Origin of the sequence: Streptomyces sp. NPDC058579 (genome assembly GCF_042718575.1) — a bacterium.
In the GTDB taxonomy this organism is placed as follows: domain Bacteria; phylum Actinomycetota; class Actinomycetes; order Streptomycetales; family Streptomycetaceae; genus Streptomyces.
Genome location: NZ_JBHXPI010000001.1, coordinates 1 through 25,622 on the forward strand (window position 1 = coordinate 1; position 25,622 = coordinate 25,622).

Consider the following 25,622-nt stretch of genomic DNA (forward strand, 5'->3'; position numbering starts at 1 on the left):
CTTCCGAGTCCGGGGCCGCCCCTGTCACGCGTTCGGGCGCTTACGCGTCCTTCGAGAGGTTCGGGCCCGCTCCGCCCGTCGCCTGCTCGATCGGCGGGACGTCCGGCAGGGCCGACTTCTCCTCGCCGCGGAAGGTGAACTTCTTCTCCTCACCCTCGCCCTCGACGTCCACGACCACGATGTGACCGGGGCGCAGCTCGCCGAAGAGGATCTTCTCGGAGAGCGAGTCCTCGACCTCGCGCTGGATCGTCCGGCGCAGCGGCCGGGCGCCCATGACGGGGTCGTAACCCTTCTTGGCGAGCAGCTCCTTCGCGGCCTGGGAGAGCTCGATGCCCATGTCCCGGTCCTTGAGGCGCTCGTCCACCCGGCCGATCATCAGGTCGACGATCTGCAGGATGTCGGCCTCGGTGAGCTGCGGGAAGACGATGATGTCGTCCACACGGTTCAGGAACTCCGGGCGGAAGTGCTGCTTCAGCTCGTCGCTGACCTTCGCCTTCATCCGCTCGTAGTTGGACTTCGTGTCGCCCTGGGCGGCGAAGCCCAGGTTGAAGCCCTTCGAGATGTCCCGGGTCCCGAGGTTGGTCGTCATGATGATGACCGTGTTCTTGAAGTCCACGACCCGGCCCTGGGAGTCGGTCAGGCGACCGTCCTCCAGGATCTGGAGAAGGGAATTGAAGATATCGGGGTGGGCCTTCTCGACCTCGTCGAAGAGGACGACGGAGAACGGCTTGCGGCGCACCTTCTCGGTGAGCTGACCGCCCTCTTCGTAGCCCACGTATCCGGGCGGGGAACCGAAGAGCCGGGAAACCGTGTGCTTCTCGCTGAACTCCGACATGTCGAGGGAGATCATCGCGTCCTCGTCGCCGAAGAGGAATTCGGCGAGCGCCTTGGACAGCTCCGTCTTACCGACACCGGAGGGGCCGGCGAAGATGAACGAGCCACCGGGACGCTTCGGGTCCTTCAGACCGGCTCGCGTACGACGGATCGCCCGCGAGAGGCCGATGACGGCGTCCTTCTGGCCGATGACGCGCTTGTGGAGCTCGTCCTCCATGCGCAGCAGGCGGCTCGACTCCTCCTCGGTCAGCTTGAAGACCGGGATGCCGGTGGCCGTCGCGAGGACCTCGGCGATCAGCTCGCCGTCGACCTCGGCGACGACGTCCATGTCGCCGGCCTTCCACTCCTTCTCCCGCTTGGCCTTCGCCGCGAGCAGCTGCTTCTCCTTGTCGCGGAGAGACGCCGCCTTCTCGAAGTCCTGGGAGTCGATCGCGGACTCCTTGTCCCGGCGGACGCCGGCGATCTTCTCGTCGAACTCGCGGAGGTCCGGCGGCGCGGTCATCCGGCGGATGCGCATCCGGGAGCCGGCCTCGTCGATCAGGTCGATCGCCTTGTCCGGCAGGAAACGGTCCGAGATGTACCGGTCGGCCAGCGTCGCGGCCTGGACGAGCGCCTCGTCGGTGATGGAGACCCGGTGGTGGGCCTCGTACCGGTCACGCAGACCCTTGAGGATCTCGATCGTGTGCGGCAGCGACGGCTCCGCGACCTGGATGGGCTGGAAGCGGCGCTCGAGGGCCGCGTCCTTCTCCAGGTACTTGCGGTACTCGTCCAGCGTGGTCGCACCGATGGTCTGGAGCTCACCGCGGGCCAGCATCGGCTTGAGGATGCTGGCGGCGTCGATCGCGCCCTCGGCGGCACCCGCACCCACCAGGGTGTGGAGCTCGTCGATGAACAGGATGATGTCGCCGCGGGTGCGGATCTCCTTGAGGACCTTCTTCAGGCGCTCCTCGAAGTCACCGCGGTAGCGGGAGCCGGCGACCAGCGCGCCGAGGTCCAGGGTGTAGAGGTGCTTGTCCTTGAGGGTCTCGGGCACCTCGCCCTTGACGATGGCCTGCGCCAGGCCCTCGACGACGGCGGTCTTGCCGACGCCGGGCTCGCCGATGAGAACCGGGTTGTTCTTCGTGCGGCGGGACAGCACCTGCATGACCCGCTCGATCTCCTTCTCGCGCCCGATGACCGGGTCGAGCTTGGATTCGCGGGCCGCCTGGGTGAGGTTGCGGCCGAACTGGTCGAGGACCAGGGACGTCGAGGGGGTGCCCTCGGCAGGACCGCCGGCCGTGGCGGCTTCCTTGCCCTGGTAGCCGGAGAGCAGCTGGATGACCTGCTGCCGCACCCGGTTGAGATCGGCGCCCAGCTTCACGAGGACCTGGGCGGCGACGCCCTCGCCCTCGCGGATCAGGCCGAGCAGGATGTGCTCCGTGCCGATGTAGTTGTGGCCGAGCTGGAGGGCCTCGCGGAGCGACAGCTCCAGGACCTTCTTGGCACGCGGGGTGAAGGGGATGTGCCCGGACGGGGCCTGCTGCCCCTGCCCGATGATCTCCTCAACCTGCTGGCGGACCGCCTCGAGCGAAATCCCGAGGCTCTCCAGGGCCTTAGCGGCGACACCCTCACCCTCATGGATAAGGCCCAGGAGGATGTGCTCGGTGCCGATGTAGTTGTGGTTGAGCATCCGGGCTTCTTCCTGAGCCAGGACGACAACCCGCCGCGCGCGGTCGGTGAACCTCTCGAACATCGTTAATCGCTCCTCAGAGCGGTCAGTCAGTTAGGGGTCGATCCCCTCCCTGTCCTTCCGCAGCTTAGTCCCGCAAGCGGGGACCGCTCATTCCAACTGCCGACATCCGTCCGGATCACCCCCTTGTCCGTGGTGGGACCCGCTGCCGAACAGCCGACAAATGCTCCAACTCGATGGTGCGAGACGATGTTCCCGCAGGCCAAGCAGTTACCCGCGCTGCCAGTACGCCGATGGCGAACGTGAGACGCGAATCGCCGCGAGTCGTACCTCCTCACTAGGAATGTCTTACCCGTAGGCACTGACACTCCATGCGGCACACCCCGGTTCCCTCCGCTACGGGCGAACACCCTTGCGCCGCCGAACGCCTCCGTACGCCCCCGATCCGGACACGGAGCGCATCCGGCCGGGGACAGAGAGTCAGCGGACTGGCCGGTCCGGGTACCCCTGGGGCGTAACCAAGCAACCCTCGGGGGCGTTCCCCGGACATGTCCTTCAGCGTCCGGCGCGTGCCGCCGCCCCGCTCGCCGCTCGACGGTGTGCCGCTCGACGGTTCGCAATGCGAGAGCGATCCGGCGTACGAGGGCGATCCGGCGCGCTGGTACGAGGAGGGGCTCGGCTGGGCGACGGTGGCCGGCCCGCCGGTGGGCCTGGTGACGGGGCTGCGCTTCGACGTCCTGGAGCTGCCCGCCGAGGCCGGTCGCGCGGTGCTGCGCAGGACGGGCGCGGGCGCCACGGGGCCGGTGGCCCTGGTGGGGCGGCGGATGCGGCTGCTGGTGGCCGCGGGAAGCGCGGAGGAGCTGCCGGGGCTGCTCGACTGGCTCGAATGGGGCGGGATCTCGCTGGATCTCACCGCGATGGGCGCCGGCAGCCGGATGACCGCTCCTGTTCCCCCAGGATGGAGCGGTTCCGGCGCGCCGGGCGCCGCGGTGTGGCTGCGGGCACCCGAGCCGGGCCGCGCGGTGGAACCCTCACTGCCGGCCCTGCGACCCGCCGAGCGGGCCGATGGGGCCGTCCCCTGTCTCGTACGGCTGGTGGCCGCCGCGGCGGCGGAGTGCCACCGGGTGCGGCTGCTGGGCGCAAGCGCCCGGCCGACGGCTCAGCGGTTGGCGTTCTCGTAAGCGGTCTTGACCTCCGCCGGGACGCGGCCGCGGTCGTTCACGGGGTAGCCGTTCTCCTTGGCCCACGCGCGGATCTTCGCGGTGTCCGGACCGGCACCGGGGGCGACGCGGCCCTTGCCACGCGTACCGGCGCTGCGGCCGCCCGTGCGCCGACCGCTCTTGGTGTACGGCTCGAGCAGACCGCGGAGCTTCTCCGCGTTGGCGGTGGTGAGGTCGATCTCGTAGCTCTTGCCGTCCAGCGCGAACGTCACGGTCTCGTCCGCCTCGACGCCGTCGAGGTCGTCGACAAGAAGGACCTGAACCTTCTGTGCCACCGGATTTCCTTTCATCGAAAATGCAGTTACGCGGAAAGGAAACCGCTTTTCCCGGAAAAACACAAACCCCTGGGAGAGGTTCAGAAGGCCGGGAACGCGGGAAACGTGCGCGATTCGGACATAGAGGTTCCGAGCAGGTTCCCGTTCAGGATCAGAGCGATCGTTACGTCACAGATGCAGAAGCATCCGGCTGTTGCCCAAGGTGTTCGGCTTCACTCGTTCGAGACCCAGGAACTCGGCGACACCCTCGTCATAGGAACGCAGGAGCTCGCTGTACACATCTCCGTCGACCGGAGTCTCACCGATCTCCACGAAGCCGTGCTTCGCGAAGAAGTCGACTTCGAAGGTCAAGCAGAATACCCGGCGCACCCCGAGCCAACGCGCTGTGTGCAGCAACTTGTCGAGCACGTGATGTCCGACGCCGGCGCCCTTGAACTCGGGATCGACGGCGAGAGTACGGACTTCGGCGAGGTCTTCCCACATGACATGGAGTGCGCCGCAGCCGACCACGACGGCGTCCTCGTCGCGTTCGGCGACCCAGAACTCCTGGATGGCCTCGTAAAGCGTCACGGTCGCTTTGTCGAGCAGGATGCCCCGGTGGACGTACGGATCGACAAGGCGGCGTACGGCGGCGACATCACTGGTGCGGGCGCGACGAACGGTGACGGCTTTTGAAGCGGCGGGGGACGACGGCATGGGGGGACGTTATCGCCCGGTGTCGTCAGGGGTGTCGGCAGCCTCGCCGACGGCCTCACCCGCGGCGGCGGGAGCCTCCGCGGGCGCGGATGCGGGGGCGGGCGCGGGGCCGGGCGCTGGGGCTTCCTCCGCAGGTGGGGCGGGGGGCTCGGGGGCGTTGTACCCGACGACGCGGATCGCGTCGTTGAGGGCCTCGCGCTGCTCGCTGGACATCATGCCGAAGAACGCGACAAGGGCGGACGCGGGGTTGTCGCTCTGCGCCCAGGCTTCGTTCATCAGTGCGGCCGAGTAGGCGGCGCGGGTGGAGACCGCCGTATATCGATAGGCGCGCCCGTCGACTTCCCTGCGTACCCAGCCCTTCTGATGGAGATTGTCCATTACGGTCATGACGGTGGTGTAGGCGATGGACCGTTCCTGCTGGAGATCCTCCAGGACTTCCCGGACGGTCACCGGCCGGTTCCATTGCCAGACGCGTGTCATGACGGCGTCTTCGAGCTCTCCCAATTGGCGGGGCACACCGCCACCATAGTCCGCGAACCGGGAATGGCCGGTTATTGACGGAGGAAACGCAACAAAAAGGACGTACGACCTGAAAGCGGTCGTACGTCCTTCGGGTGTTCTTCTTCGAGCGCCCCTCGACGCGGGCGGCGCCGCGCGGGCTACGAGGCCGCGCGGTCCGACTGCCGGGTGGCCTCGGCGCGGGCGAGGGCGGCGTCCACGGCGGCGTCCTCCTTGGCCTTGTTGGGGCCGCCCTGGCTCTTCACGATCGTGACGACGAGCGCGGTGAAGAACACGGCCATCACGACGGGGGGCAGGAGCGCGGATACGTAGTCCATGGCGACCAGGGTAGCTATCCGGCGGCGCGTTCCTCGGGCGGGGGCGGGGGTACGGGGCGTCGGCGCGGCGGGAACACCTCGGAGGGCTTGGGCGCCGGGCGCTTGGCCGGGTCGGGCGCGGCGGGCGGCTTCGGGGTGGCGGGCCGCTTGGGCTCGTCGGCGGCGCGGCCGCCGGGCAGGGCGAGCAGCCGGGCGCGGGGCGCCGGGTGCGCGGACACCGCCTGGGCGGGCAGGACGGATGCGGGCAGGACGGACACCGGCGACACCGGCGCGGGCGCCGCCTGGATGAGGCGGGCGAGGCGGGCGCGCACGGAAGCCTCGGCGAGGACCTGGCAGCGTTCCAGGAGCGCGGCGGCCCGGGGGTTGTCCCGCAGGGCGCGCAGGGCCGCGAGGTCGTCGGCGGCGGGGTCGTACCCCGCGCCGAGGGCGTCCTGGAGGAGCTCCAGATAGCCGGTGAGCGAGCCGGGCAGGGCCTCGCGGTACCGGGTCAGGTCGGCGAGGAGGAACGCCCGGAGCCGGCCTGCCTCGCGGACGGCGTCGTCCACGGATTCGGCGAGGCGCAGACAGTCCTGGACGTCCTCGTCCTGAAGGGGGACGGGGTTGAGGGCGGTGGCAAGGGCGCGGCGGACCACACGTAGCTCGTCCGCGCTGAACGCCATGCCGCCCCGGGATCCGTATGGCGTGGGCATGGGGTGACGATACGCGCTAATCGGACAAATTTCGTCTTACCGATCATCCCCGGGCGCGGCGCGGGGCCCCCGGCGCGGGGCCGCCGGGGCTACAACCGCGAGACGTTCCGCTCGTACACCAGGCGCAGGCCCACCAGCGTCAGCCAGGGCTCGTGCTCGTCGATCTGGGAGGACTCGCCGAGGACCATCGGCGCCAGGCCGCCCGTCGCGATCACGGTCACCGCCGACGGGTCGCCGTCGCGGCCCACCAGCTCGCGCTTCATCCGCTCCACCACGCCGTCGACCTGGCCCGCGAAGCCGAAGACGATGCCGGACTGCATCGCCTCGACCGTGTTCTTGCCGATCACACTGCGCGGCCGGGCCAGCTCGATCTTGCGGAGCTGGGCGCCCCGGACGCCCAGCGCCTCGACCGAGATCTCGATACCGGGCGCGATCGCACCGCCCGCGTACTCACCGCGCGCGGTGATCGCGTCGTACGTCGTCGCCGTGCCGAAGTCGACCACGATCGCCGGGCCGCCGTAGAGCTCGACCGCCGCGACCGCGTTGATGATGCGGTCCGCGCCGACCTCCTTCGGGTTGTCCGTGAGGATCGGTACGCCCGTCTTGACGCCGGGCTCGACGAGGACGGCCGGGACGTCGCCGTAGTACCGCCGCGTCACCTCGCGCAGCTCGTGCAGGACCGAGGGGACCGTCGCGCAGATCGAGATCCCCTCGATGCCGTCGCTCAGCTCGACGCCGAGCAGCGGGTGCATGCCCATCAGGCCCTGGAGCAGGACCGCCATCTCGTCGGCCGTGCGGCGCGGGTCGGTCGAGATGCGCCAGTGCTCGACGATCTCCTCGCCGTCGAAGAGTCCGAGGACCGTGTGCGTGTTGCCGACGTCGATGGTGAGCAGCATCAGGCCCGCACCTCGCGCAGGTCGAGGCCGATGTCGAGGATCGGGGAGGAGTGCGTGAGCCCGCCGACCGCGAGGTAGTCCACGCCCGTCGCCGCGTACGCCGCCGCGTTCTCAAGGGTGAGCCGGCCGGAGGACTCCAGGACCGCGCGGCCGGCGACCAGGGCGACGGCCTCCTCGGTCTCCAGGGGGGTGAAGTTGTCGAGCAGGATCAGGTCGGCCCCCGCGTCCAGGACCTCGCGGACCTGGTGCAGCGTGTCGACCTCGACCTCGATCGGCACGTCCGGGAACTGCTCCCGTACGGCCTTGAAGGCCTGCGCGACGCCGCCGGCGGCCACCACGTGGTTGTCCTTGACCAGCGCGGCGTCCGACAGGGACATGCGGTGGTTGACGCCGCCGCCGCAGCGCACCGCGTACTTCTCCAGGGCGCGCAGGCCCGGCGTGGTCTTGCGGGTGTCGCGGACACGGGCCCCGGTGCCCTCCAGGACGTCCGCCCACGCGCGCGTGGCGGTCGCGATGCCGGAGAGGCGGCACATGATGTTCAGCGCGCTGCGCTCGCCGGTGAGCAGGTCGCGGGTGCGGGTGGTGACGCTCAGGAGCTTCTGTCCTGCCTCGACGCGGTCGCCGTCCTCGACGTGCCGCTCGACCTCGAAGGTGTCGGTGCAGACGATGGACAGCACGGCCTCGGCGATCCGCAGGCCGGCGACCACGCCCGCCTCGCGGGCGGTGAAGTCGGCGGTGGCGATCGCGTCCTCGGGGACGGTCGCGACGGTCGTCACGTCCACGCCGCCGTCGAGGTCCTCCTCGATGGCCAGGTGGGCGATGTCCTCGACCTGCACCGGGTCGAGGCCGGCGTCGGCGAGGAGCTGGGCGAGCGCCGGGTCGAGGCCGCTCTCGTAGATCTCGTCGGCGCAGCCGCAGCCTTCACCGCAGCCGCCGGAGTCCTCGGCGGGCGCGCTGATCTGGATGAGGGGGACGTCCACGGGCTGCGGACGTGCTTCTTCGGGCGTGCTCACGACTGCGGCTCCTCTGGGGCTACGGGTGTGACGGGGGGAAAGTCTGCGGTGGCGGTACGGCTGACCACGAGCCGCCGGTCCGAGGTGAGGCGCACGACCAGATGGCGCTGCCAGTCCTCGACGCGCTCGGGGTGGTCCTCGCGCCAGTGGCAGCCGCGGGTCTCCTCGCGCTCCAGGGCGGCGGCGACCAGGACCCGGGCGACGCACAGGAGGTTGGTCGTCTCCCAGGACTCGACGCCCGGCTCGGCCGTCTTGCCGAAGTGGTCCTCCGCCGCGGAGAGGCTCAGCGCCTCCAGGGCGTCGGCGGCGGTCCCGAGGCTCTCGGCGGACCGCAGCACTCCGGCGTCGGCGCTCATGATCCGCTGGACGCGGGCCCGGGTCTCGGGCGCGAGCAGCGGCAGCACCATCGGTCCGGCGGGCACCACCGGCAGGCCCTCGCGGTGCGGGCCGCGCGTGGCGATGTCCTCGGCGATCCGCTCGGCGAAGACCAGGCCCTCAAGGAGCGAGTTCGAGGCGAGCCGGTTGGCGCCGTGGACGCCCGTGCAGGCCACCTCACCGCACGCGTAGAGGCCCGGGACCGTGGTCCGGCCCGTCAGGTCGGTGCGGACGCCGCCGGAGGCGTAGTGGGCCGCAGGGGCGACCGGGATGGGTTCGGTGACCGGGTCGATGCCGTGGGACCGGCAGGCGGCCAGGATCGTGGGGAAGCGGTGCTCCCACATCTCGGCGCCGAAGTGCCGGGCGTCCAGGTACATGTGCTCCGCGCCCTGCTCCTGCATCCGGCGCATGATCGCCTTGGCGACGATGTCGCGGGGAGCGAGCTCGGCCAGCTCGTGCTGCCCGAGCACGAAGCGGACCCCGTCCGCGTCCACGAGGTGGGCGCCCTCGCCCCGTACCGCCTCGGAGACCAGCGGCTGCTGCCCCTCGGAGTCGGCGCCGAGGAAGAGCACCGTCGGGTGGAACTGGACGAACTCGAGGTCGGAGACCTCCGCCCCGGCGCGCAGCGCGAGCGCCACGCCGTCGCCGGTGGAGACGGCCGGGTTGGTGGTGGCCGAGAAGACCTGGCCCATGCCGCCGGTGGCGAGGACCACGGCGGGGGCGCGGACGGCGCCGACGCCGTCGTGCTGGCCCTCCCCCATGACGTGCAGGGTCACGCCCGCCGTACGGCCGTCCTCGTCCTTGAGGAGGTCCAGGACGAGGGCGTGCTCGATGGTGCGCAGCCCCCCGTCCCGTATCGCCTCCACGAGGGCGCGGGAGATCTCCGCTCCTGTGGCGTCGCCGCCGGCGTGGGCGATCCGGCGGCGGTGGTGGCCGCCCTCGCGGGTCAGGGCGATCTCGCCGTCGTCGGTCTTGTCGAAGTCGGCGCCGGTGGCGATCAGCCGGCGGACCGCGTCGGGGCCCTCGGTGACCAGGAGCCGGACGGCCTCGGTGTCGCAGAGCCCGGCGCCCGCGACGAGGGTGTCGTCCAGGTGCTGTTCGGGGGTGTCGCCGTCGCCGAGCGCGGCGGCGATCCCGCCCTGCGCCCAGCGGGTGGAGCCGTCGTCGAGGCGGGCCTTGGTGACGACGACCGCGCGCAGTCCGGCGGCGGTGCAGCGCAGGGCCGCGGTCAGCCCGGCGACGCCTGAGCCGACCACGACGACGTCGGCGTCGATGGACCAGCCGGGCGCGGGCGCGTGCAGCCGTATTCCAGTCACTTGGTGGCTCCGAACATCAGCGGGATGTTGTCGATCAGCCGGGTGCTGCCCACGCGCGCGGCGACGGCGAGGAGCGCCTCGCCGCGGTGGTCGTCGGCGACCTCGGTGAAGTCGGCCGGGTCGACCAGGGCGAGGTAGTCGAGGGCGAGCGGGGGCTCGGCCTTCGCCGCCTCGTCGACGACGGCGCGGGCCGCGGCCCGTACGGCTTCGGCGCCGCCGCCCTCGGACGCCTGGGCGACGGCGTGGGCGTCGGCCGCCGCGCGGGCCTCGCCAAGCCGGGAGAGCCCCTCCGCGCGTGTCTCGGCCCGGTTCTGGGAGCCGGGCAGCGAGTCGGCACGCGCGCGCAGGGCGTGCTGGGCGGCGAGCCGGTCGCTCGCGGCGAACAGGGCGCGGGAGAGGGCGAGGGCGGTGCGGCGCTCGCCGGCGGAGAGGTAGCGGTTGCGGCTGGAGAGGGCCAGGCCGTCGGCCTCGCGGACGGTCGGCACGCCGACGATCTCCGCGGGGAAGTTCAGATCGCGGACCATCCGGCGGATCAGCGCCAGCTGCTGGGCGTCCTTCTGGCCGAAGAAGGCCAGGTCGGGGCGGGTGAGGTGGAGCAGCTTGGCGACGACGGTGAGCATGCCGTCGAAGTGGCCGGGCCGGGAGGCGCCTTCGAGGCGCTCGCCCATGGGGCCCGCGCTGATCCGGACCTGGGGCTCCCCGCCGGGGTACACCTCGTCGACGGAGGGCGCGAAGACGGCGTCCGCGCCGGCCGCCTCGGCCGTCCTGAGGTCGGCGTCCAGGGTGCGGGGGTAGCGGTCGAGGTCCTCGCCGGCGCCGAACTGCAGGGGGTTGACGAAGACGGTGACGACGACGAACCCGTCGGGTCCGACGCACTCACGGGCCGTACGGACGAGGGTGGCGTGGCCGTCGTGGAGCGCGCCCATGGTCATGACGACGGCGGTACGGCGGCCGGTGGGGCTGTCGCTCCGGCTGTTTTCGGCCAGGGCGGGTGCGGCGGCCACGGCGAGCGCGGGTGCGCTGCGGGCCGCGAGGGCCTGGAGTTCGTCCGCCGTACGGATCAGGGCGGAGGTCGTCGATGTCATCGGTCGGTCTCCCCGTCGGCGAGCACGCCCAGCAGGTCCTCGGCCAGCTCGGGCTTGAGCAGGCCGTGCGCGAGCGCCCGGTCGGCGGTCGTGCGGGCCATCGCCAGATAGCCGGCGACGGTGCCGGGCGCGTGCTTGCGCAGCTCGGCGACGTGGGCGGCGACCGTGCCCGCGTCACCGCGCGCGACGGGGCCGGTGAGCGCGCCGTCGCCGGAACGCAGCGCGTTGTCCAGGGCGGCGCCCAGGAGCGGGCCGAGCATCCGGTCGGGGGCGGCGACGCCGGCCTTGCGGAGCAGGTCCATGGACTGGGCGACCAGGGTGACCAGGTGGTTCGCGCCGAGGGCGAGGGCTGCGTGGTAGAGCGGGCGGGCCTCCTCGGCGATCCACTCGGGCTCGCCGCCCATCTCGATGACCAGGGCCTCGGCGGCAAGCCGCAGCTCCACGGGCGCGGTCACCCCGAAGGAGCAGCCGGCAAGGCGTTGGACGTCCACGGAGGTGCCGGTGAAGGTCATGGCGGGGTGCAGGGCGAGCGGCAGGGCGCCGGCCCGGCGGGCGGGGTCCAGGACCTGCACGCCGTACCGCCCGGAGGTGTGCACGAGCAGCTGACCCGGCCGTACGGCTCCGGTCTCGGCGAGGCCCTCGACCAGGCCCGGCAGGGCGTCGTCGGGCACGGTGAGCAGCACCAGCTCGGCCCGGGCGAGGACCTCGGCGGGCGGCACGACCGGCACGTCCGGGAGCAGGTCGGCGGCGCGCCGGACGGACGCGTCGGAGACCGCGGAGACGGCGACGGGGCGGTGGCCCGCGAGCTGGAGGGCCGCAGCGAGGGCGGGTCCCACCCGGCCGGCTCCGACGACTCCGACGGTGAGTCGCGCGGGTCGGTCTTCCGCTCGGGGTTCTGCTCGGGACTCAGCTGGATGGTTCACGCGGCAACGGCCTTCCGTTCCAGTCCGCGGGGGGTACCGGACGATTTCTGGTCATGCTACGCCAGCGTTTCGCCCTCCTCCGTGACTGTCCACAGGGTGTGGGTGGTGGTGTGATGATCGGCCCATGGACGAAGGCGTGGACCAGAACGTGGACGAAGACAAGAGCGGCCGGTCGGACCAGCCGATGGACAGTGCCGAAGCCCGGCGGTACCAGGCCGAGGTGTGGGGCGGAGCCGCGCGGAAGCTGGCGCACTCGCCGGTCGAGGGCACGGTCGGGGACCGGCTGCGGGCGCTCGCCGACTGGGCCGCGGACACCGAGGACGACGGCGGCCTCCTCGACTCGTACGGCGACGGCCTCGTCGAGGAACTGGAGCGGCGGGTCGCCGCGGAACTCGGGCTTCCGGCGGCCGTCTTCTTCCCGACCGGGACGATGGCGCAGCAGGTCGCGCTGCGCTGCTGGGCCGGGCGGACCGGAAGCCCGGTCGTCGCCCTGCACCCGCTCGCCCACCCGGAGGTCCACGAGGGCGGCGCGCTCGGGTCGGTGAGCGGGCTGCGGACGGTCCACCTCACGGACGACCCGAGGCCGCCGACGGCCGCTGAGGTGCGGGGCCACACGGAGCCGTTCGGGACCCTGATGCTGGAGCTGCCGCTGCGGGACGCGGGGTTCGTGCTGCCGACCTGGGACGAGCTCGTGGAGGCCGTGGAGGCCGCCCGCGAACGTGATGCGGTGGTGCACATGGACGGCGCGCGACTGTGGGAGTGCGCCCCGCACTTCGGGCGCGACCTGCGGGAGATCGCGGCGCTCGCGGACAGCGTGTACGTGTCCTTCTACAAGTCCCTCGGCGGCCTCTCGGGGGCGGCCCTCGCCGGCCCCGAGGACGTGATGGAAGAGGCCCGGGTCTGGCGGCACCGGTACGGCGGCCAGGTCTTCCAGCAGTACCCGGCGGCGGTCTCCGCGCTGCGGGGCCTGGAGCGGGAGCTGCCCCGGCTGCCCTCGTACGTGGCGCACGCGCGCGTGGTGGCGGCGTCGCTGCGGGCTGCCTTCGAGGAGACGGGCACGCCGTGGTTCCGGGTGCACCCCGAGCCGCCGCACACCCACCAGTTCCAGGTCTGGCTGCCGTACGACCCGGACGTCCTGACGGCGGCCTCCCTGGCGCTGACGGAGACGGCCGGCACGGTCCTCTTCCGCCGCTGGCACAGCCCCGGCGCGGGCGGTCCGCCGGGCGTGGCGGTGACGGAGGTGACGGTGGGCGAGCCGGGCCTCGCGTGGACGGCGACGGACGTGCGGGACGCGGTACGGGCGTTCCTGGCGCTGCTGCCCCGGCCGTAGGGGGCCCGGGCCTGCTGATATCCCCGGCCCTCAGCAGGCCTTCGGGTGGACCCAGCGACTGAGGGCCGTGCGCAGGGCCGTACGCAGAGCCGTACGCAGCCGGCCCCGGGCCGGCCGCCCTGCGAGGACCGCGCGGAAGCGGCGGTGGTCGCGGAGGGCGCGGACGGTCGCGACGTCGTGGGTGCCGGGCAGCGGCGGCATCCGCTCACCGTGCTGCGCGGCGCGATAGGTGTCGAAGAGGTACTGGTGCATCGCGTTCATGACCTCACGATGGCTCCGCCGTCCGGCCCCGGTCGCGCCGATTGACGGGCGGCGTCAAACGACGCGACAGCACCCACGGCGCGTCCCGCACCATGGGGGCGTGAGCGTGACCATAGACATCACCGGGCTTCCGCACGAGCGGATCGTCTTCTGCCCCTCCCCGCTGGCCGAACTGGGCGCCGCGCTGCACGCGCTGTCCGAGCCCGGCCACCACGCGGGCCTGCACGGCTGGGCCACCACCACCTGCGCCGGCCTCAAGCCGGAGCTCGCCGACCGGCTCCACGAAGCCGACTTCATGTGGCGCTCCACCCGCTCCGACTTCCTGCTGACCGCCCAGCCGCGCGCGACGCTCGCCGAGGAACTCGACGACCTCGACCGGATGGACGACGAGAAGTTCGTGGGCGCGGCGCTGGAGATCTCCTGCAACAGCCAGTACGGCGAGGGCGTGCCCTCCCCGCTCGTCGACCCCCAGGCCCGCTGCCGCGTCCTCGACCTGGCCGCGGCGCGCGGCCCGCGCCAGGCCGCGTTCGTGGAACGGATGCTGGCCGACCCGCCCGGCACGCGCGCGTGGATCCGCAGGCTCCTGGAGGACTGCGACGAGGCGTTCTTCGCCGACACGTGGAACCGGGTCCGGGTCCAGCTCGCGGCCGACGCCCGGCACAAGACCGAGCTGCTGCGCCGCAAGGGCCTCACCGAGGCGCTCGCCGCCGTCTCCCCCGCGATGAGCCTGGAGGAGGACGCCCGCGGCACCCGGATCGTCGTCGACAAGCTCGTCCACGGCCGTACGACCGCCCAGGGCTCGGCGCTCACGTTCCTGCCGACCGCCTTCGGCCGGCCGCACCTCTTCGCCCTGCACGCGGCGGGCTGGCAGCCGGTGGTGCAGTACCCCGTCTCCACCCGCGAACTCGCCGGCACCGCGCCCGTGGAGACCGTCAAGCTCCGTCTGGAGGCCGTCGCGCACCCGATGCGGATGCGGATGTGCCGCAACCTCGCCCGCGCCTCGTACACGACGAGCGAGCTGGCCGACGCGTACGGCATCTCCGCGCCGGAGGTCTCCCGGCACCTCGCCGTCCTCAAGAAGGCCGGGCTGCTCACCACCCAGCGCCGCGGCCGCTACGTCCTGCACCAGCTGGACGTGACCGTCGTCGCCCGCCTGGGCAGCGACTTCCTGGAAGCGGTGCTGCGCTAGTCAGCCGGATGCGGGCGTCCTCAGCCCGCGCCGCCGCCCGCGCGGACCAGGCCGGTCTCGTACGCGAGCACGACCACCTGCACGCGGTCGCGCAGTTCCAGCTTGGTGAGGATCCGGCCGACGTGCGTCTTCACCGTGGCCTCCGAGAGCACGAGACGGGCGGCGATCTCGCCGTTCGACAGGCCCTGGGCGACCAGGAGCATGACCTCGCGCTCGCGGTCGGTGAGCCGCGCGATCTCCTTGTGCTGCGGCTCCTTCCCCGAGGACGGCAGCATCGGCGAGAAGCGGTCGAGGAGGCGGCGGGTCGTGGACGGGGCCACCACCGCGTCGCCGCTGTGCACGGAGCGGATCGCGCCGAGCAGCTCGGCCGGTGGTACGTCCTTCAGCATGAAGCCGCTCGCGCCCGCCTTCAGGCCGGAGAAGGCGTACTCGTCCAGGTCGAAGGTGGTCAGGATCAGGACGCGCGGCGCACCGGGCTCCGCGCAGATCCGCCGGGTCGTCTCGACGCCGTCCAGCTTGGGCATGCGGACGTCCATGAGGACCACGTCCACGGCCGTCGAGCGCAGCACCTCCAGCGCCTCCACGCCGTCGCCCGCCTCGGCCACGACCTCCATGTCCGGCTGAGCGGCGAGCACCATGCGGAAGCCGGTGCGCAGCAGCACCTGGTCGTCGACGAGCATCACGCGGATGGACATGAAGATCCTTAAGTCGTCAGTGGGCGTCAGGGGCCAGTGGGCGTCAGCGGGCGTCAGTGGGCGGGCTTGAGCGGGAGGAGGGCGCTGATGCGGAAGCCGCCCCCGGGGCGCGGGCCCGCGTCCAGGGTGCCGCCGACCATGCCGACCCGCTCCCGCATGCCGATCAGGCCGTGGCCCCGGCCGTCGGCGCCCCCGTCCTCGTACATCTCGTGGGTCGCGCCCCGCCCGTCGTCCTCCACGAGCAGCCCGAGACCGTCGTCGAAGTAGACCAGACGGACGCTCGCGCCGACGTCAGGACCACCGTGCTTGCGGGTGTTGGTGAGGGCTTCCTGAACGATCCGGTACGCGGTGAGCTCGACGCCGCTCGGCAGCGGGCGCGGGGTGCCCTCGATCCGGAAGTCCACGGTCAGACCGGCGCTCCTGACCTGCTCGACCAGGTCCTCGATCTGCTCGACGTCCGGCTGGGGCACGTACTCCCCGGCCTCCTTGTGCTCGCCGGTGCGCAGGATGCCGAGCAGCCGGCGCATCTCGGCCAGCGCCTGCCGGCCGGTCGAGGAGATCGTCTCCAGGGCCTGCTTGGCCTGGTCCGGGGAGGAGTCCAGGACGTACGCGGCGCCGTCGGCCTGGACGACCATCACCGACACGTTGTGCGCGACGACGTCGTGCAGCTCGCGGGCGATCCGGGCGCGCTCGGCGGCGACGGCGACCTTGGCCTGCGCCTCGCGCTCCCGCTCCAGGCGGGAGGCGCGCTCCTCCAGCTGCGCGAAGTAGGCGCGGCGGGTGCGCAGGGAGTCGCCGAGCACCCAGGCGAGGGCGAACGGCACGGTCATGATGACCGTGAAGAAGACGTGCGCCGCCGTGGAGTTGATCTCCTCCTGGTCCGGCCAGCGCAGCTGGGAGAGCGTCGCGGCGCTCAGTCCTGCGGCCAGGGCGAGCCGGGAGGCCCAGCGCGGGCCGTCGTGCGCGGCGACCGTGTAGATGATCACGAGCATCGCGAAGTCGGCGAAGAACGGCATGATCCCGAAGGCGAGCTGGGCGACGCCGATGACGATCGTGAGCACGAGCATCTTCTCGGGCGCCCGCCGGCGCAGGGCCACCACCAGGCACAACAGCGCGGCGACCACGCCGTACGCGGCAGGGTTGTGGACCGCCGGGTAGGTCGAGCCCACCCACAGCACGGAAAGCCCGAAGAGGACGACGGCCCAGAAGCTGTCGACGCCTGTCGGGTGTCTGCGGATGAAGTCGTAGAGGCGCTGCACGTAACCCAGCGTAGGGAAAGCGAATAGGTGCAGGGGTCAACCGTGGGGTCGATCCTTGACGCGAGGACCGTACTCCCCAAGGTGGAGACTGGGGCCCGTGACGGATGAGACGTGTCAGTGGCAGGGGTGGCGCGAGGCCACGGAGCGGGCGCTGTACGGCCCGGGAGGCTTCTTTCTGCGCCCCGAGGGCCCCGCGGGGCACTTCCGTACCTCGGTGCACGCCTCCCCGCTCTTCGCGGGGGCGGTCGCCCGGCTCCTCGCCGAGGTGGCGGAGGAGCTGGACACGGACGAGGTCGCGTTCGTGGACATGGGCGCGGGGCGCGGGGAGCTGGTGACGGGGGTGCTCGCCGCGCTCGGGTCCCTCGCGGAGGGGCTGTCGGTACGGGCCTACAGCGTCGAGCGCGCGGAGCGGCCGGCGGGGCTCGACCCCCGGGTGGAGTGGACGGACCGGGTGCCGGAGGGGGTCCGGGGGCTGCTCTTCGCGAACGAGTGGCTCGACAACGTGCCGGTGGACGTGGCGAGCGTGGACGAGTCGGGGACCGTGCGGTACGTCGAGGTGCGGGCGGCGGACGGGGCGGAGCGGCTCGGGCGGGCCGTCGAGGGGGAGGACGCGGAGTGGCTGGAGCGGTGGTGGCCGCTGACGGAGCCCGGCACGCGCGCGGAGATCGGTCGCGCGCGGGACGAGGCGTGGGCGGCGGCGGCCGGCTGCCTGGCGGCGGGGCGGGCGGTGGCGGTGGACTACGGGCACGTACGGGAGTCCAGGCCGCCGTTCGGGACGCTGACGGGGTTCCGGGGCGGGCGGGAGGTCGCGCCGGTGCCGGACGGGTCGTGCGACGTGACGGCGCACGTGGCGATGGACGCGTGCGCTTCGGGGGGCGGGGAGCTGGTTCTTCAGAGGGAGGCGTTGAAGGGGCTCGGCGTGAGCGGAGCGCGCCCACCGCTGGCCCTCGCGTCGACCGACCCGGCCGCCTATGTGCGGGCGCTCGCGGGCGCGGGTGAGGCGGCCGAGCTGACCGCGCGCGGCGGGCTGGGGGACTTCCTGTGGCTCACGCGACGGGTACGGGCGGGAGCCTGACCGGTTGCCGCCCCCGGGCGAGGGGCCTGACGAGGCGCCGCCCCCGTGGGTTGTGCCCACCCTCCCCCTAGGACTTCGTCCAGGGGGGACCCCCAGCCCTGCGGAACGATTGCCCACAACGGCGGGGAGGGGGTGGGGGACCGTACTGCGGGACGGCTGCCCACAACGCGTGGGGGCGGGTGGGGACCGTACTGCGGGACGGCTGGCCGCAACTCGGGGGCCGCGGGAGATACTGGCTCCCATGACGGAGACGACGGTCGGAATCGGCGGGGCGGCGGAGAGCACCGACATGGTGCTGAACATCGGGCCGCAGCATCCCTCGACCCATGGCGTGCTCCGGCTGCGGCTGGTTCTCGACGGTGAGGTGATCCGGCAGGCCGAGCCGGTCATCGGCTACATGCACCGGGGCGCCGAGAAGCTCTTCGAGGCGCGGGACTACCGGCAGATCGTCATGCTCGCCAACCGCCACGACTGGCTCTCCGCCTTCTCCAACGAGCTCGGTGTCGTCATGGCCGTCGAGCGCATGCTCGGCATGGAGGTCCCCGAACGGGCCGTCTGGACGCGGACGCTGCTCGCCGAGCTGAACCGGGTGCTCAACCACCTCATGTTCCTCGGGTCCTACCCCCTCGAACTGGGCGGTATCACCCCGGTCTTCTACGCGTTCCGGGAGCGCGAGGAGCTCCAGGCCGTGATGGAGGAGGTCTCCGGCGGCCGGATGCACTACATGTTCAACCGGGTCGGCGGGCTCAAGGAGGACCTGCCCGCCGGGTGGCTCGACCGGGCGCGCGCCGCCGTGGCCGACGTACGGTCCCGGATGGACGTCTACGACAAGCTCGTCCTCGGCAACGAGATCTTTCGTGGCCGCACCCGCGGCGTCGGCGTGCTGACCCCGGAGGCAGTGCACGCCTACGGCGTCTCCGGGCCCATCGCCCGTGCCTCCGGCGTCGACTTCGACCTGCGGCGCGACGAGCCGTACCTGGCCTACGGGGAGCTTCAGGACACCCTGAAGGTCGTCACCCGCGCGGAGGGCGACTGCCTCGCCCGCTTCGAGTGCCTCCTGGAGCAGACCCACAACTCCCTGGACCTCGCGGACGCCTGCCTCGACCGGATCGCGGAGCTGCCGCAGGGGCCGATCAACCAGCGGCTGCCGAAGGTGCTCAAGGCCCCGGAGGGGCACACGTACGCCTGGACCGAGAACCCGCTCGGCATCAACGGCTACTACCTGGTCTCCAAGGGCGAGAAGACGCCGTACCGGCTGAAGTTGCGCTCGGCGTCCTTCAACAACATCCAGGCGCTGACCGAGTTGCTGCCGGGCACGCTCGTCGCCGACATGGTGGCGATCCTGGGCTCGCTCTTCTTCGTCGTCGGCGACATCGACAAGTAGAACGTGTACGAGGTCAGGCGGCCTCGGCCCGCATGAGCACGAAGTCCCTGCCGTCGTTCTCCGGGCGCACGCGCTCCACCACGGTCCAGCCCCAGCGTTCGTAGCGTTCGCGCAGTTCGGGCACGTCGAGCGTCATCAGCAGGCGGGGGCGGGGCGCGGGGGCCTCCGCTAGGAGGGCGTCGTGCAGCGCGCGGCCGAGGCCGCGGCCCTGATGGGCGGGGGCGACGACGAGTTCGGCGAGTTCGAAGGCCTCCTCCGCGCCGCCCGAGAGCGCGGTGTCGAGCCAGCCGGCGGCGAAGCCGGTCACGGCGCCCTCGGCGTCGTACGAGGCGACGCAGCGGAAGCCGGGCTGCCGCGCCTCCGCCTTGCCGAGCAGCCGCTCGACCGTACGCAGCGCCCCGCGCGGCGGCTCGTGCCAGGGCGGGCCGCAGAAGGCCTGCGCGCACAGGGCGATCCACTCGTCCCGGCGCGCGGCCAGGTCCTCGGCGGCGAGCGCCCCGACCGTCAAGAGCCGACCACTCCGCGCAGCTCCGTCACGTCGAGCTGCTCGGTCTCGTCGTGCGCGGTCAGGTCGATGACCTTGCCGATCGCCCGCTGCTCGGGGGTGCGGCGCACGACGGTCGCGAGGACCTCCTCGCCCACCACGTCGGCCAGGTCGGCGTCCTGCACGGCCTCGATGGCCGCCGCCACCTTCTGCACGCCCTGCGTGCCGAAGAAGTCGAAGCCGCCCTCGGGGCGAGCCACGCGGCGCGTGGCGTACGGGACGATCGCGGAGGCGGCCGGGACGGCTCGTACCGCGGGAACGGCGTGGGAAGCGGCGGAAGGCACGGACGCGAGGGCCGTCGAGGGGGCGGGTACGACGGCGGACGACGGTCGAGCGTGCTGCTCGCTCCCGGCGGCCGCCGCGTGCTTCCCCTGCGGCTCCTCCGTCTCACGGGCGCGCTCGGCGAGATCGCGGCTGCGGGCGGCCTCGGCCGTACGGCGGGCCTCCTGGGCAGCGGCGTTGCGCGCGAGGTTACGCAGGGCGTCGGCGGCCTGGCGGTAGGCGGCCGGGGTGGGCGTGGAGCCGGCGGCCGGCAGCTCCTTGGCCGGGCCGGACGACTCCAGGGCGAGCTGCCTGCGGCCTTCGAGGGCGCTGGCCCGCTCGGTCTCGGCGGTGGCGTACCGGCGCAGCAGCGCCGCGTGCTCGCCGCGCAGCCCGGCGAGTTCGACCCGCTTGGCGCGCAGCTTGGCGTCGAGCTTGGCCCGCAGCTCGCGCGACTCCTCCAGGTCGGCCTCGAGCTCGGCTATCCGCTCCTCGGTCTTCCACTGGTCCGCCGTACGGGCCCGGGTGAGTTCCGCGACCTGCCGGCCGGCGCTCCGGTCCCAACTGCGCATGATGACGCCACCGGTGATCGCCGCGGCGGCAGCGGCGGCCACGAGCAGCCGCAGCACCACGGGATCGGCGAGCAGCCAGGCGCCCGCGGCACAGACGACCGACGCTCCGGCGACCGCGGAGGGCGGCAGAAGCTTGTGGAGGGGAGGTGAATGGCGGTGGCGTCCACGTGGCATGGCCTGAAATTTACCGTGCGTAGGCGCTGTATGGGGTGTCGGCCCGGCAATCTCTTGGCCACTTCTCGCCGTCGTGACCGAGTCCCGGTCGGGACCGGGCCGACTCCCCTCACCCGGGCCTTACTTCTTGACCAGGCCCTTCGACTCCAGATAGGTCTTCGCCACGTCCTCGGGCTTCGCGCGCTCGGCGTCGACCTTGCGGTTCAGTTCGGCGAGATCGGCGGTGGTGAGGACCTTTGTGATCTTGTCGAGAGCGGCCGCGATCTCGGGCGATCCGGCGTCCTTCGCATTGACCACCGGCAGCACATTGTCGGCGTTCTGGAGCTTCTTGTCGTCGTCGAGGAAGACCAGTCCGAAGGACTCGATCGTGGCGTCCGTCGTGGTGGTCAGCACCAGCTGGTCCACGCCGTCCTTGACCGCCTGCTTGGCCTGCGGGGTGCCGACTCCCTTGGGGTCGATCCCGGCCACGTCGATGCCGTAGGTCTTCTTCAGGCCGGGCGCGCAGAACGGCCGTATCTCGCATTCGTCGCCGGCCGCGATCTTCACCTTCAGCTTGGCCGCGCCGAGGTCGGAAAGCGTCTCCAGCTTGTTCTTCTCGGCGAATTCCTTCGAGACCGCGAAGGCGTTCTGGTCGACGGCCTCGCCGACCGCGAGGACCTTCAGGCCGCGCGGCTCCGCGAGCTTCTTCAGCGCCTCCACCGTGGCGGCCGCGTCGCCGGACGCGACCGGCTTCTCCTCGGGCGCCTTCGGGCCGTTCACCTTCGCATTGAGGAATTCCGCGATCGTCGCCGCGTATTCCGGTACGACGTCGATCTCGCCCTTCTCCAGGGACGGTTCGTACAGCTCGCGGTTCTTGACCGTGGTGATGGTCGCGTCGTATCCGGCGTCCTTCAGCACCTGCGCGTAGAGCTCCGCGAGCACCTTGGACTCGGTGAACGCGGCGGCGCCCACGACGAGGGAGCCCTTCTTGCCGGCGCCGGACGTGCCGCCGCTGCCGCCGGCCTTCCCCTGCTCCAGGCTGTCGCCGCCGCACGCGACGAGCGAGACGGTCAGCGCCGCCGTACCCAGTACCGCACCCGCGATGCGCGAGGTCCTGCTCACGAGATCACTCCTAGTCGTCGTTCGTTCCGTGTCACAAGCGGTTCGTTCCAAGCCAGGCAATACGGCGTTCAGGCGCGTCGGGCAAGGAGGCGGTCCGCGCCCACCAGGGCGGCCTCCACGACGAGGGCGAGCAGCGCCACGAGCAGGGCGCCGGCGACCACCTGCGGGGTGTTGTAGGTGTTGAAACCGGCGGTGATGATCCGGCCCAGGCCCCCCTGGCCGACCATCGCCGCGATCGTCGCGGTGGCGACGACCTGCACGGCGGCCGACCGCAGCCCTGTCATGACCAGCGGCCGGGCGAGCGGCAGTTCGACCTTCCGGAAGACCTGTCCGCCCGACATCCCCATCCCCCGCGCGGCCTCCACCACCGCCCGGTCCACCTCCCGCATCCCGACGTACGCGTTGGTGAGCAGCGGCGGCACCGCGAAGAGCACCAGGGCGATCACCGTGGGCACGTACCCGGCGTTGCGCAGCGGCGACACCATGAAGAGGGCCAGGACCGCGAAGACGGGGATCGCCCGCCCGACGTTGGAGATGTTCACGGCGAGCGCGCCGCCCCTGCCGATGTGGCCGAGCCAGAGCCCGAGAGGCAGCGCGATCGCGCAGGCGAGCAGCAGCGCGACCCCGCTGACGTACGCGTGCTCACCGAGGCGGTGCCACACCCCGCCGTCGCCCGCCCAGTTGGCGCCGGTCGTCAGCCAGCTCCAGGCGTCCGCCACGATCCCCACCGCTCACTCGCCCCCCGGCGCCGTGCGTATTCGGGTCCACGGGGTCAGCAGCCGCTGCACGCCGAGGAGCAGCAGGTCCGCTACCACCGCGAGCAGGACGCACAGCACCGAGGCCGCGAGCACCTGCGCCTTGAAGAACGTCGGCAGCGCGTCCTCGATGAGGTTGCCGAGACCACCCCGCCCGACGATCGAGCCGACCGTCGTGAGCGCGATCGTGGAGACCGTCGCCATGCGTATACCGGCCATCAACGCGGGGAGCGCGAGCGGCAGTTCGACCTCCCAGAGCAGCCGCCCCGAGCCGTACCCCATGCCGCGCGCGGCCTCCCGCGCCTCGGCCGGCACCGCGTCCAGGCCCGCCACCATGTTCCGTACGAGAATCGTCAGGGAGTACAGCACGAGGCCCGTCACCACCAGCGCGGCGGAGAGCCCGAAGAACGGCAGCAGCAGCGAGAACATCGCCAGCGACGGAACCGTGTACAGCAGCGTCGTCAGACCGAGGACCGGTCCGGCGAACCGCGGCCGGGCCCGGACGAGCAGCGCCAGCGGAAAGGCGACGGCGATGCCGATGAGGACGGACACGGCCGTGATGCCCACGTGCTGGAGCAGCGCGTCGGTCAATTCCTGGCTGCGCGTCCGCAGATACTCCGCGCAGATCCAGTCGTTCGCCACCAGACAATTCGCCGCGCTCATGTACCCTCCCCCCGGTCGCTCGCCGTTGCCGAACGTATGTCTGACCGACCCTATCCCCCGGCACCGACAATCGCCGAGGACCGCCACATTCCGGCAACACGCCCTTCACACGCACCCGTCACTCAGGCGTCAGAATGGGGAACATGATCCGGTTCGAGCATGTGACCAAGCGGTACGCGGACGGCACGACCGCCGTCGACGACCTCTCCTTCGAGGTCGCCGAAGGTGAACTGGTGACGCTCGTCGGCCCGTCCGGATGCGGCAAGACCACCACGATGAAGATGGTGAACCGGCTCATCGAGCCGACCGAGGGCCGCGTCCTCCTCGCCGGCGAGGACATAGCCGCGATCGACCCCGTCCAACTGCGCCGCCGCATCGGATACGTCATCCAGCAGGTCGGCCTCTTCCCGCACCGCACGGTCCTCGACAACACCGCGACCGTCCCGCACCTGCTCGGCGCCCCACGCGCGCGTGCCCGCGCCCGCGCCGCCGAACTCCTCGACCTGGTCGGCCTCGACCCGAAGACGTACGGCAACCGCTACCCCGAGCAGCTCTCCGGCGGACAGCGCCAGCGCGTCGGCGTGGCCCGCGCGCTCGCCGCCGACCCGCCCGTGCTCCTGATGGACGAGCCCTTCGGCGCGGTCGACCCGGTGGTCCGCGAGCGCCTCCAGAACGAGTTCCTCCGCCTGCAGTCGCAGGTCCGCAAGACCGTCCTGCTGGTCACCCACGACCTGGAGGAGGCCGTCCGCCTCGGCGACCGCATCGCCGTATACGGCCAGGGCACCATCGAGCAGTTCGACACCCCGGCCCGGGTCCTCGGCGCCCCCGCCACCCCGTACGTCGCCGACTTCGTCGGCGCGGACCGCGGCCTCAAGCGGCTCTCGGTCACCGCCGTGGACGCCGCCGCCCTGGAGGACGTACCCGTACTGCGCGCGGGCGAGGCCGCCCCGACCTCCGCCACACCGACCCCCGGCGCCCCGGCCTCCGGCGCCCCCTGGTCCGTCGTCCTCGACGCGGACGGCCGCGTCGAGGGCTGGGTCGCCGCCGACGAGCCCGGCCGCACCCGCCCCGCCCCGGAGCCGGTGCCGCTCGGCGCCTCCCTCCGGGAGGCACTGGCCGCGCTGCTGCAGAACGACACCGGCTGGCTGCCCGTCACCGACCCCGCCGAAGGCGGCCGGTACGCGGGCGTGCTCACCCCGGCCACCGTCCACCGCGCCCTGCGCGCGGCATCCCCGGAACCGGAGACCTCCGAGTCCGCCGCGCCGGCCAAGAAGCTCAGTTCGCGCTGAGGCGCCCGCTCATCCACACCAGGCCCGGCGGGATCTCCCGGTTCCAGGTGTTGAAGTTGTGGCCGCCGCTGTCCAGCGTGATCGAGGAGACCCGCGCCGGGGCCTTGACCTTCTTGATGAAGTCCAGGGTCCCGCGCAGGTTCCCCTCGCCCTGCTTCGACGTCGTCACCAGGAACGACGTATTGCCCTGCGGCACGTGGTCCAGGCTCCACAGCAGGTTCGCCCGCTTGCGCGCCTTGTCGTCACCGCGGAAGAGGTCGCCGGTCGTCACGTCCTCGGCCGCCTTGTAGTACGCCGAGAACCCGGCGCCCGCCGAGAACCTGTCCGGGTGGTGCAGCGCGATCTTCAGCGCGCAGTAGCCGCCCGTCGAGTTCCCCATGAACCCCCAGTTCCGCGCCTTCGTGCCCACCCGGTACGTCTCCGAGACGGCCTTCGGCAGGTCCTGCGCGAAGAAGGTCTCGGTCTGCGGACCGCCCGGGACGTCCACGCACTCGGTGTCCCTCGGCGGCGCCACCGTCGGCCGCAGCATCACCAGGATCATCGGCCGCATCCTCTTCTCCTTGACCTGGAGGAAGGCGGTCTTCGGGTACTTCAGCCCCTTGAGCAGGTTCTCCGCCGTGCCCGGGTAGCCCGTGAGCACCACGGAGGCCGGGAACGTGGCCTTCTCGTACCCCTTCTGGAAGTACTCCGGCGGCAGGTACACGTACGCCGGCGAGCTGATGCCCGACTTCTCGCCCGCGACGACGACCTTCTGTATCTGCCCGCCGACCGAGGGCTTGGAGCCGCCCGGCACGTCCAGCGCCTGCTTGCCGACGACCTTGAGGTCCTTGGAGCCGGCCGAGTGGTCGACGACCACCCCCATGTCCTGCTCCTGGCCGAGGAGATCGGCCCAGGACCCGTAGAAGAGGAACGAGTTGTTCGCCGCGAGGCCCACCGAGGCGAACAGCGCGAGCTGGGTCGCGAGCAGCAGCCCGATCCTGCCGAGGACGGCCCGGACGCCGCCCCGGGCAAGGCGCGGCCACAGCCAGACCGTGGCCACGAAGAGCACCACCGCCAGCGCGACCGCCAGCGCCAGGACCTTGTTGCTGGTGAGACCCATGAGTCGCCCGAGCCTTCTTCCTGAGAAATTCCTGTGGGTGTGAATGAACCCGCTCCGCCGCGAAGCCGTCCTAGAAGGCGCTGAACCTCCGGACCCGGCCCGCCCCTGACCACCGCGCGGCCACCGGAGAACGAATCTTTCGCG

26 protein-coding genes are annotated in these 25,622 nt (G+C 72.1%); 6 read left to right on the forward strand and 20 right to left on the reverse strand.

Annotated features, from left to right (window positions below; genetic code table 11):
• Window positions 1-40: 40 nt before the first annotated feature.
• Complete coding sequence (locus ACFWRO_RS00005; RefSeq protein WP_384502786.1) at window positions 41-2,566, reverse strand: ATP-dependent Clp protease ATP-binding subunit; 2,526 nt, start codon at window positions 2,564-2,566, stop codon at window positions 41-43.
• Between the two features lie 485 nt (window positions 2,567-3,051).
• Here ACFWRO_RS00005 and ACFWRO_RS00010 point away from each other — a divergent pair, with 485 nt between their 5' ends.
• Complete coding sequence (locus tag ACFWRO_RS00010) at window positions 3,052-3,684, forward strand: SCO3374 family protein (protein ID WP_384502787.1); 633 nt, start codon at window positions 3,052-3,054, stop codon at window positions 3,682-3,684.
• Here the strand turns inward: ACFWRO_RS00010 and ACFWRO_RS00015 are convergent.
• The 10 genes from ACFWRO_RS00015 to ACFWRO_RS00060 all read right to left on the reverse strand — a co-directional run bounded on the left by ACFWRO_RS00015 (window position 3,663) and on the right by ACFWRO_RS00060 (window position 11,827).
• A complete protein-coding gene (locus ACFWRO_RS00015) occupies window positions 3,663-3,998 on the reverse strand; it encodes an Lsr2 family protein (RefSeq protein ID WP_384502789.1) in 336 nt (111 codons plus the stop codon). The genes ACFWRO_RS00010 and ACFWRO_RS00015 overlap by 22 nt on opposite strands.
• Before the next feature lie 168 nt (window positions 3,999-4,166).
• Window positions 4,167-4,694, reverse strand: a complete 528-nt coding sequence (locus ACFWRO_RS00020; protein ID WP_384502791.1) for an amino-acid N-acetyltransferase — start codon at window positions 4,692-4,694, stop codon at window positions 4,167-4,169.
• Window positions 4,695-4,703: 9 nt separating this feature from the next.
• Complete coding sequence (locus ACFWRO_RS00025; protein ID WP_384502792.1) at window positions 4,704-5,210, reverse strand: BlaI/MecI/CopY family transcriptional regulator; 507 nt, start codon at window positions 5,208-5,210, stop codon at window positions 4,704-4,706.
• A 143-nt stretch (window positions 5,211-5,353) separates the two neighbouring features.
• Window positions 5,354-5,530 (reverse strand): hypothetical protein, encoded by a 177-nt coding sequence (locus tag ACFWRO_RS00030; RefSeq protein WP_362015701.1) that lies wholly within the window; start codon window positions 5,528-5,530, stop codon window positions 5,354-5,356.
• A 14-nt stretch (window positions 5,531-5,544) separates the two neighbouring features.
• Complete coding sequence (locus tag ACFWRO_RS00035) at window positions 5,545-6,189, reverse strand: hypothetical protein (protein WP_384503688.1); 645 nt, start codon at window positions 6,187-6,189, stop codon at window positions 5,545-5,547.
• A 119-nt stretch (window positions 6,190-6,308) separates the two neighbouring features.
• Complete coding sequence (locus ACFWRO_RS00040) at window positions 6,309-7,115, reverse strand: type III pantothenate kinase (RefSeq protein ID WP_384502794.1); 807 nt, start codon at window positions 7,113-7,115, stop codon at window positions 6,309-6,311.
• Complete coding sequence (gene nadC, locus ACFWRO_RS00045) at window positions 7,115-8,128, reverse strand: carboxylating nicotinate-nucleotide diphosphorylase (protein ID WP_384502795.1); 1,014 nt, start codon at window positions 8,126-8,128, stop codon at window positions 7,115-7,117. Before nadC ends, ACFWRO_RS00040 begins: the two co-directional genes overlap by 1 nt.
• Window positions 8,125-9,819, reverse strand: a complete 1,695-nt coding sequence (locus ACFWRO_RS00050) for an L-aspartate oxidase (RefSeq protein ID WP_384502797.1) — start codon at window positions 9,817-9,819, stop codon at window positions 8,125-8,127. Before ACFWRO_RS00050 ends, nadC begins: the two co-directional genes overlap by 4 nt.
• Complete coding sequence (panC, locus tag ACFWRO_RS00055) at window positions 9,816-10,904, reverse strand: pantoate--beta-alanine ligase (protein WP_384502798.1); 1,089 nt, start codon at window positions 10,902-10,904, stop codon at window positions 9,816-9,818. Before panC ends, ACFWRO_RS00050 begins: the two co-directional genes overlap by 4 nt.
• Window positions 10,901-11,827 (reverse strand): Rossmann-like and DUF2520 domain-containing protein, encoded by a 927-nt coding sequence (locus ACFWRO_RS00060; RefSeq protein WP_384502799.1) that lies wholly within the window; start codon window positions 11,825-11,827, stop codon window positions 10,901-10,903. Before ACFWRO_RS00060 ends, panC begins: the two co-directional genes overlap by 4 nt.
• Before the next feature lie 124 nt (window positions 11,828-11,951).
• Between ACFWRO_RS00060 and ACFWRO_RS00065 the strand changes: the two genes are divergently transcribed.
• Window positions 11,952-13,157: a threonine aldolase family protein gene (locus tag ACFWRO_RS00065; RefSeq protein ID WP_384502801.1), complete on the forward strand. Its 1,206-nt coding sequence runs from the start codon at window positions 11,952-11,954 to the stop codon at window positions 13,155-13,157.
• Window positions 13,158-13,187: 30 nt separating this feature from the next.
• On the opposite strand, the gene ACFWRO_RS00070 is transcribed toward ACFWRO_RS00065, so the two are convergent.
• Window positions 13,188-13,418: a hypothetical protein gene (locus ACFWRO_RS00070; RefSeq protein WP_384502803.1), complete on the reverse strand. Its 231-nt coding sequence runs from the start codon at window positions 13,416-13,418 to the stop codon at window positions 13,188-13,190.
• Window positions 13,419-13,518: 100 nt separating this feature from the next.
• On the opposite strand from ACFWRO_RS00070, the gene ACFWRO_RS00075 reads away from it, so the two are divergent.
• Window positions 13,519-14,607, forward strand: coding sequence for a DUF5937 family protein (locus tag ACFWRO_RS00075; RefSeq protein ID WP_384502805.1), 1,089 nt, complete (start codon window positions 13,519-13,521; stop codon window positions 14,605-14,607).
• 20 nt (window positions 14,608-14,627) lie between these two features.
• Here ACFWRO_RS00075 and ACFWRO_RS00080 read toward each other — a convergent pair whose 3' ends face one another.
• Window positions 14,628-15,302, reverse strand: a complete 675-nt coding sequence (locus ACFWRO_RS00080; RefSeq protein WP_384502807.1) for a response regulator — start codon at window positions 15,300-15,302, stop codon at window positions 14,628-14,630.
• 53 nt (window positions 15,303-15,355) lie between these two features.
• Window positions 15,356-16,561 (reverse strand): sensor histidine kinase, encoded by a 1,206-nt coding sequence (locus tag ACFWRO_RS00085; protein WP_384502809.1) that lies wholly within the window; start codon window positions 16,559-16,561, stop codon window positions 15,356-15,358.
• Window positions 16,562-16,658: 97 nt separating this feature from the next.
• Between ACFWRO_RS00085 and ACFWRO_RS00090 the strand changes: the two genes are divergently transcribed.
• Window positions 16,659-17,636 carry an SAM-dependent methyltransferase gene (locus ACFWRO_RS00090; RefSeq protein WP_384502810.1) on the forward strand — a complete coding sequence of 326 codons (978 nt, stop codon included), beginning with the start codon at window positions 16,659-16,661 and terminating at the stop codon, window positions 17,634-17,636.
• A 241-nt stretch (window positions 17,637-17,877) separates the two neighbouring features.
• A complete protein-coding gene (locus ACFWRO_RS00095) occupies window positions 17,878-19,020 on the forward strand; it encodes an NADH-quinone oxidoreductase subunit D (protein WP_384502811.1) in 1,143 nt (380 codons plus the stop codon).
• 13 nt (window positions 19,021-19,033) lie between these two features.
• Here ACFWRO_RS00095 and ACFWRO_RS00100 read toward each other — a convergent pair whose 3' ends face one another.
• From ACFWRO_RS00100 to ACFWRO_RS00120, 5 genes are all read right to left on the reverse strand, one after another.
• The gene (locus ACFWRO_RS00100) at window positions 19,034-19,528 is read right to left on the reverse strand and encodes a GNAT family N-acetyltransferase (protein WP_384502813.1); all 495 of its coding nucleotides are present in this window, start codon (window positions 19,526-19,528) and stop codon (window positions 19,034-19,036) included.
• Complete coding sequence (locus ACFWRO_RS00105) at window positions 19,525-20,571, reverse strand: hypothetical protein (protein WP_384502814.1); 1,047 nt, start codon at window positions 20,569-20,571, stop codon at window positions 19,525-19,527. The genes ACFWRO_RS00100 and ACFWRO_RS00105 overlap by 4 nt, the downstream gene beginning before the upstream one ends.
• Window positions 20,572-20,691: 120 nt before the next feature.
• On the reverse strand, window positions 20,692-21,672 hold the full coding sequence (locus tag ACFWRO_RS00110; RefSeq protein WP_384502815.1) for an ABC transporter substrate-binding protein: 981 nt from the start codon (window positions 21,670-21,672) through the stop codon (window positions 20,692-20,694).
• Between the two features lie 68 nt (window positions 21,673-21,740).
• Window positions 21,741-22,400, reverse strand: a complete 660-nt coding sequence (locus ACFWRO_RS00115; protein WP_384502817.1) for an ABC transporter permease — start codon at window positions 22,398-22,400, stop codon at window positions 21,741-21,743.
• 3 nt (window positions 22,401-22,403) lie between these two features.
• Window positions 22,404-23,090: an ABC transporter permease gene (locus tag ACFWRO_RS00120; RefSeq protein ID WP_384502819.1), complete on the reverse strand. Its 687-nt coding sequence runs from the start codon at window positions 23,088-23,090 to the stop codon at window positions 22,404-22,406.
• 143 nt (window positions 23,091-23,233) lie between these two features.
• Here ACFWRO_RS00120 and ACFWRO_RS00125 point away from each other — a divergent pair, with 143 nt between their 5' ends.
• Complete coding sequence (locus tag ACFWRO_RS00125) at window positions 23,234-24,379, forward strand: ABC transporter ATP-binding protein (protein ID WP_384502820.1); 1,146 nt, start codon at window positions 23,234-23,236, stop codon at window positions 24,377-24,379.
• Here ACFWRO_RS00125 and ACFWRO_RS00130 read toward each other — a convergent pair.
• Entirely contained in the window at window positions 24,366-25,478 is a 1,113-nt protein-coding gene (locus ACFWRO_RS00130; protein WP_384502822.1) for an alpha/beta hydrolase, read from the reverse strand. The two genes, ACFWRO_RS00125 and ACFWRO_RS00130, sit on opposite strands and share 14 nt — an antisense overlap.
• Between the last annotated feature and the right edge of the window lie 144 nt (window positions 25,479-25,622).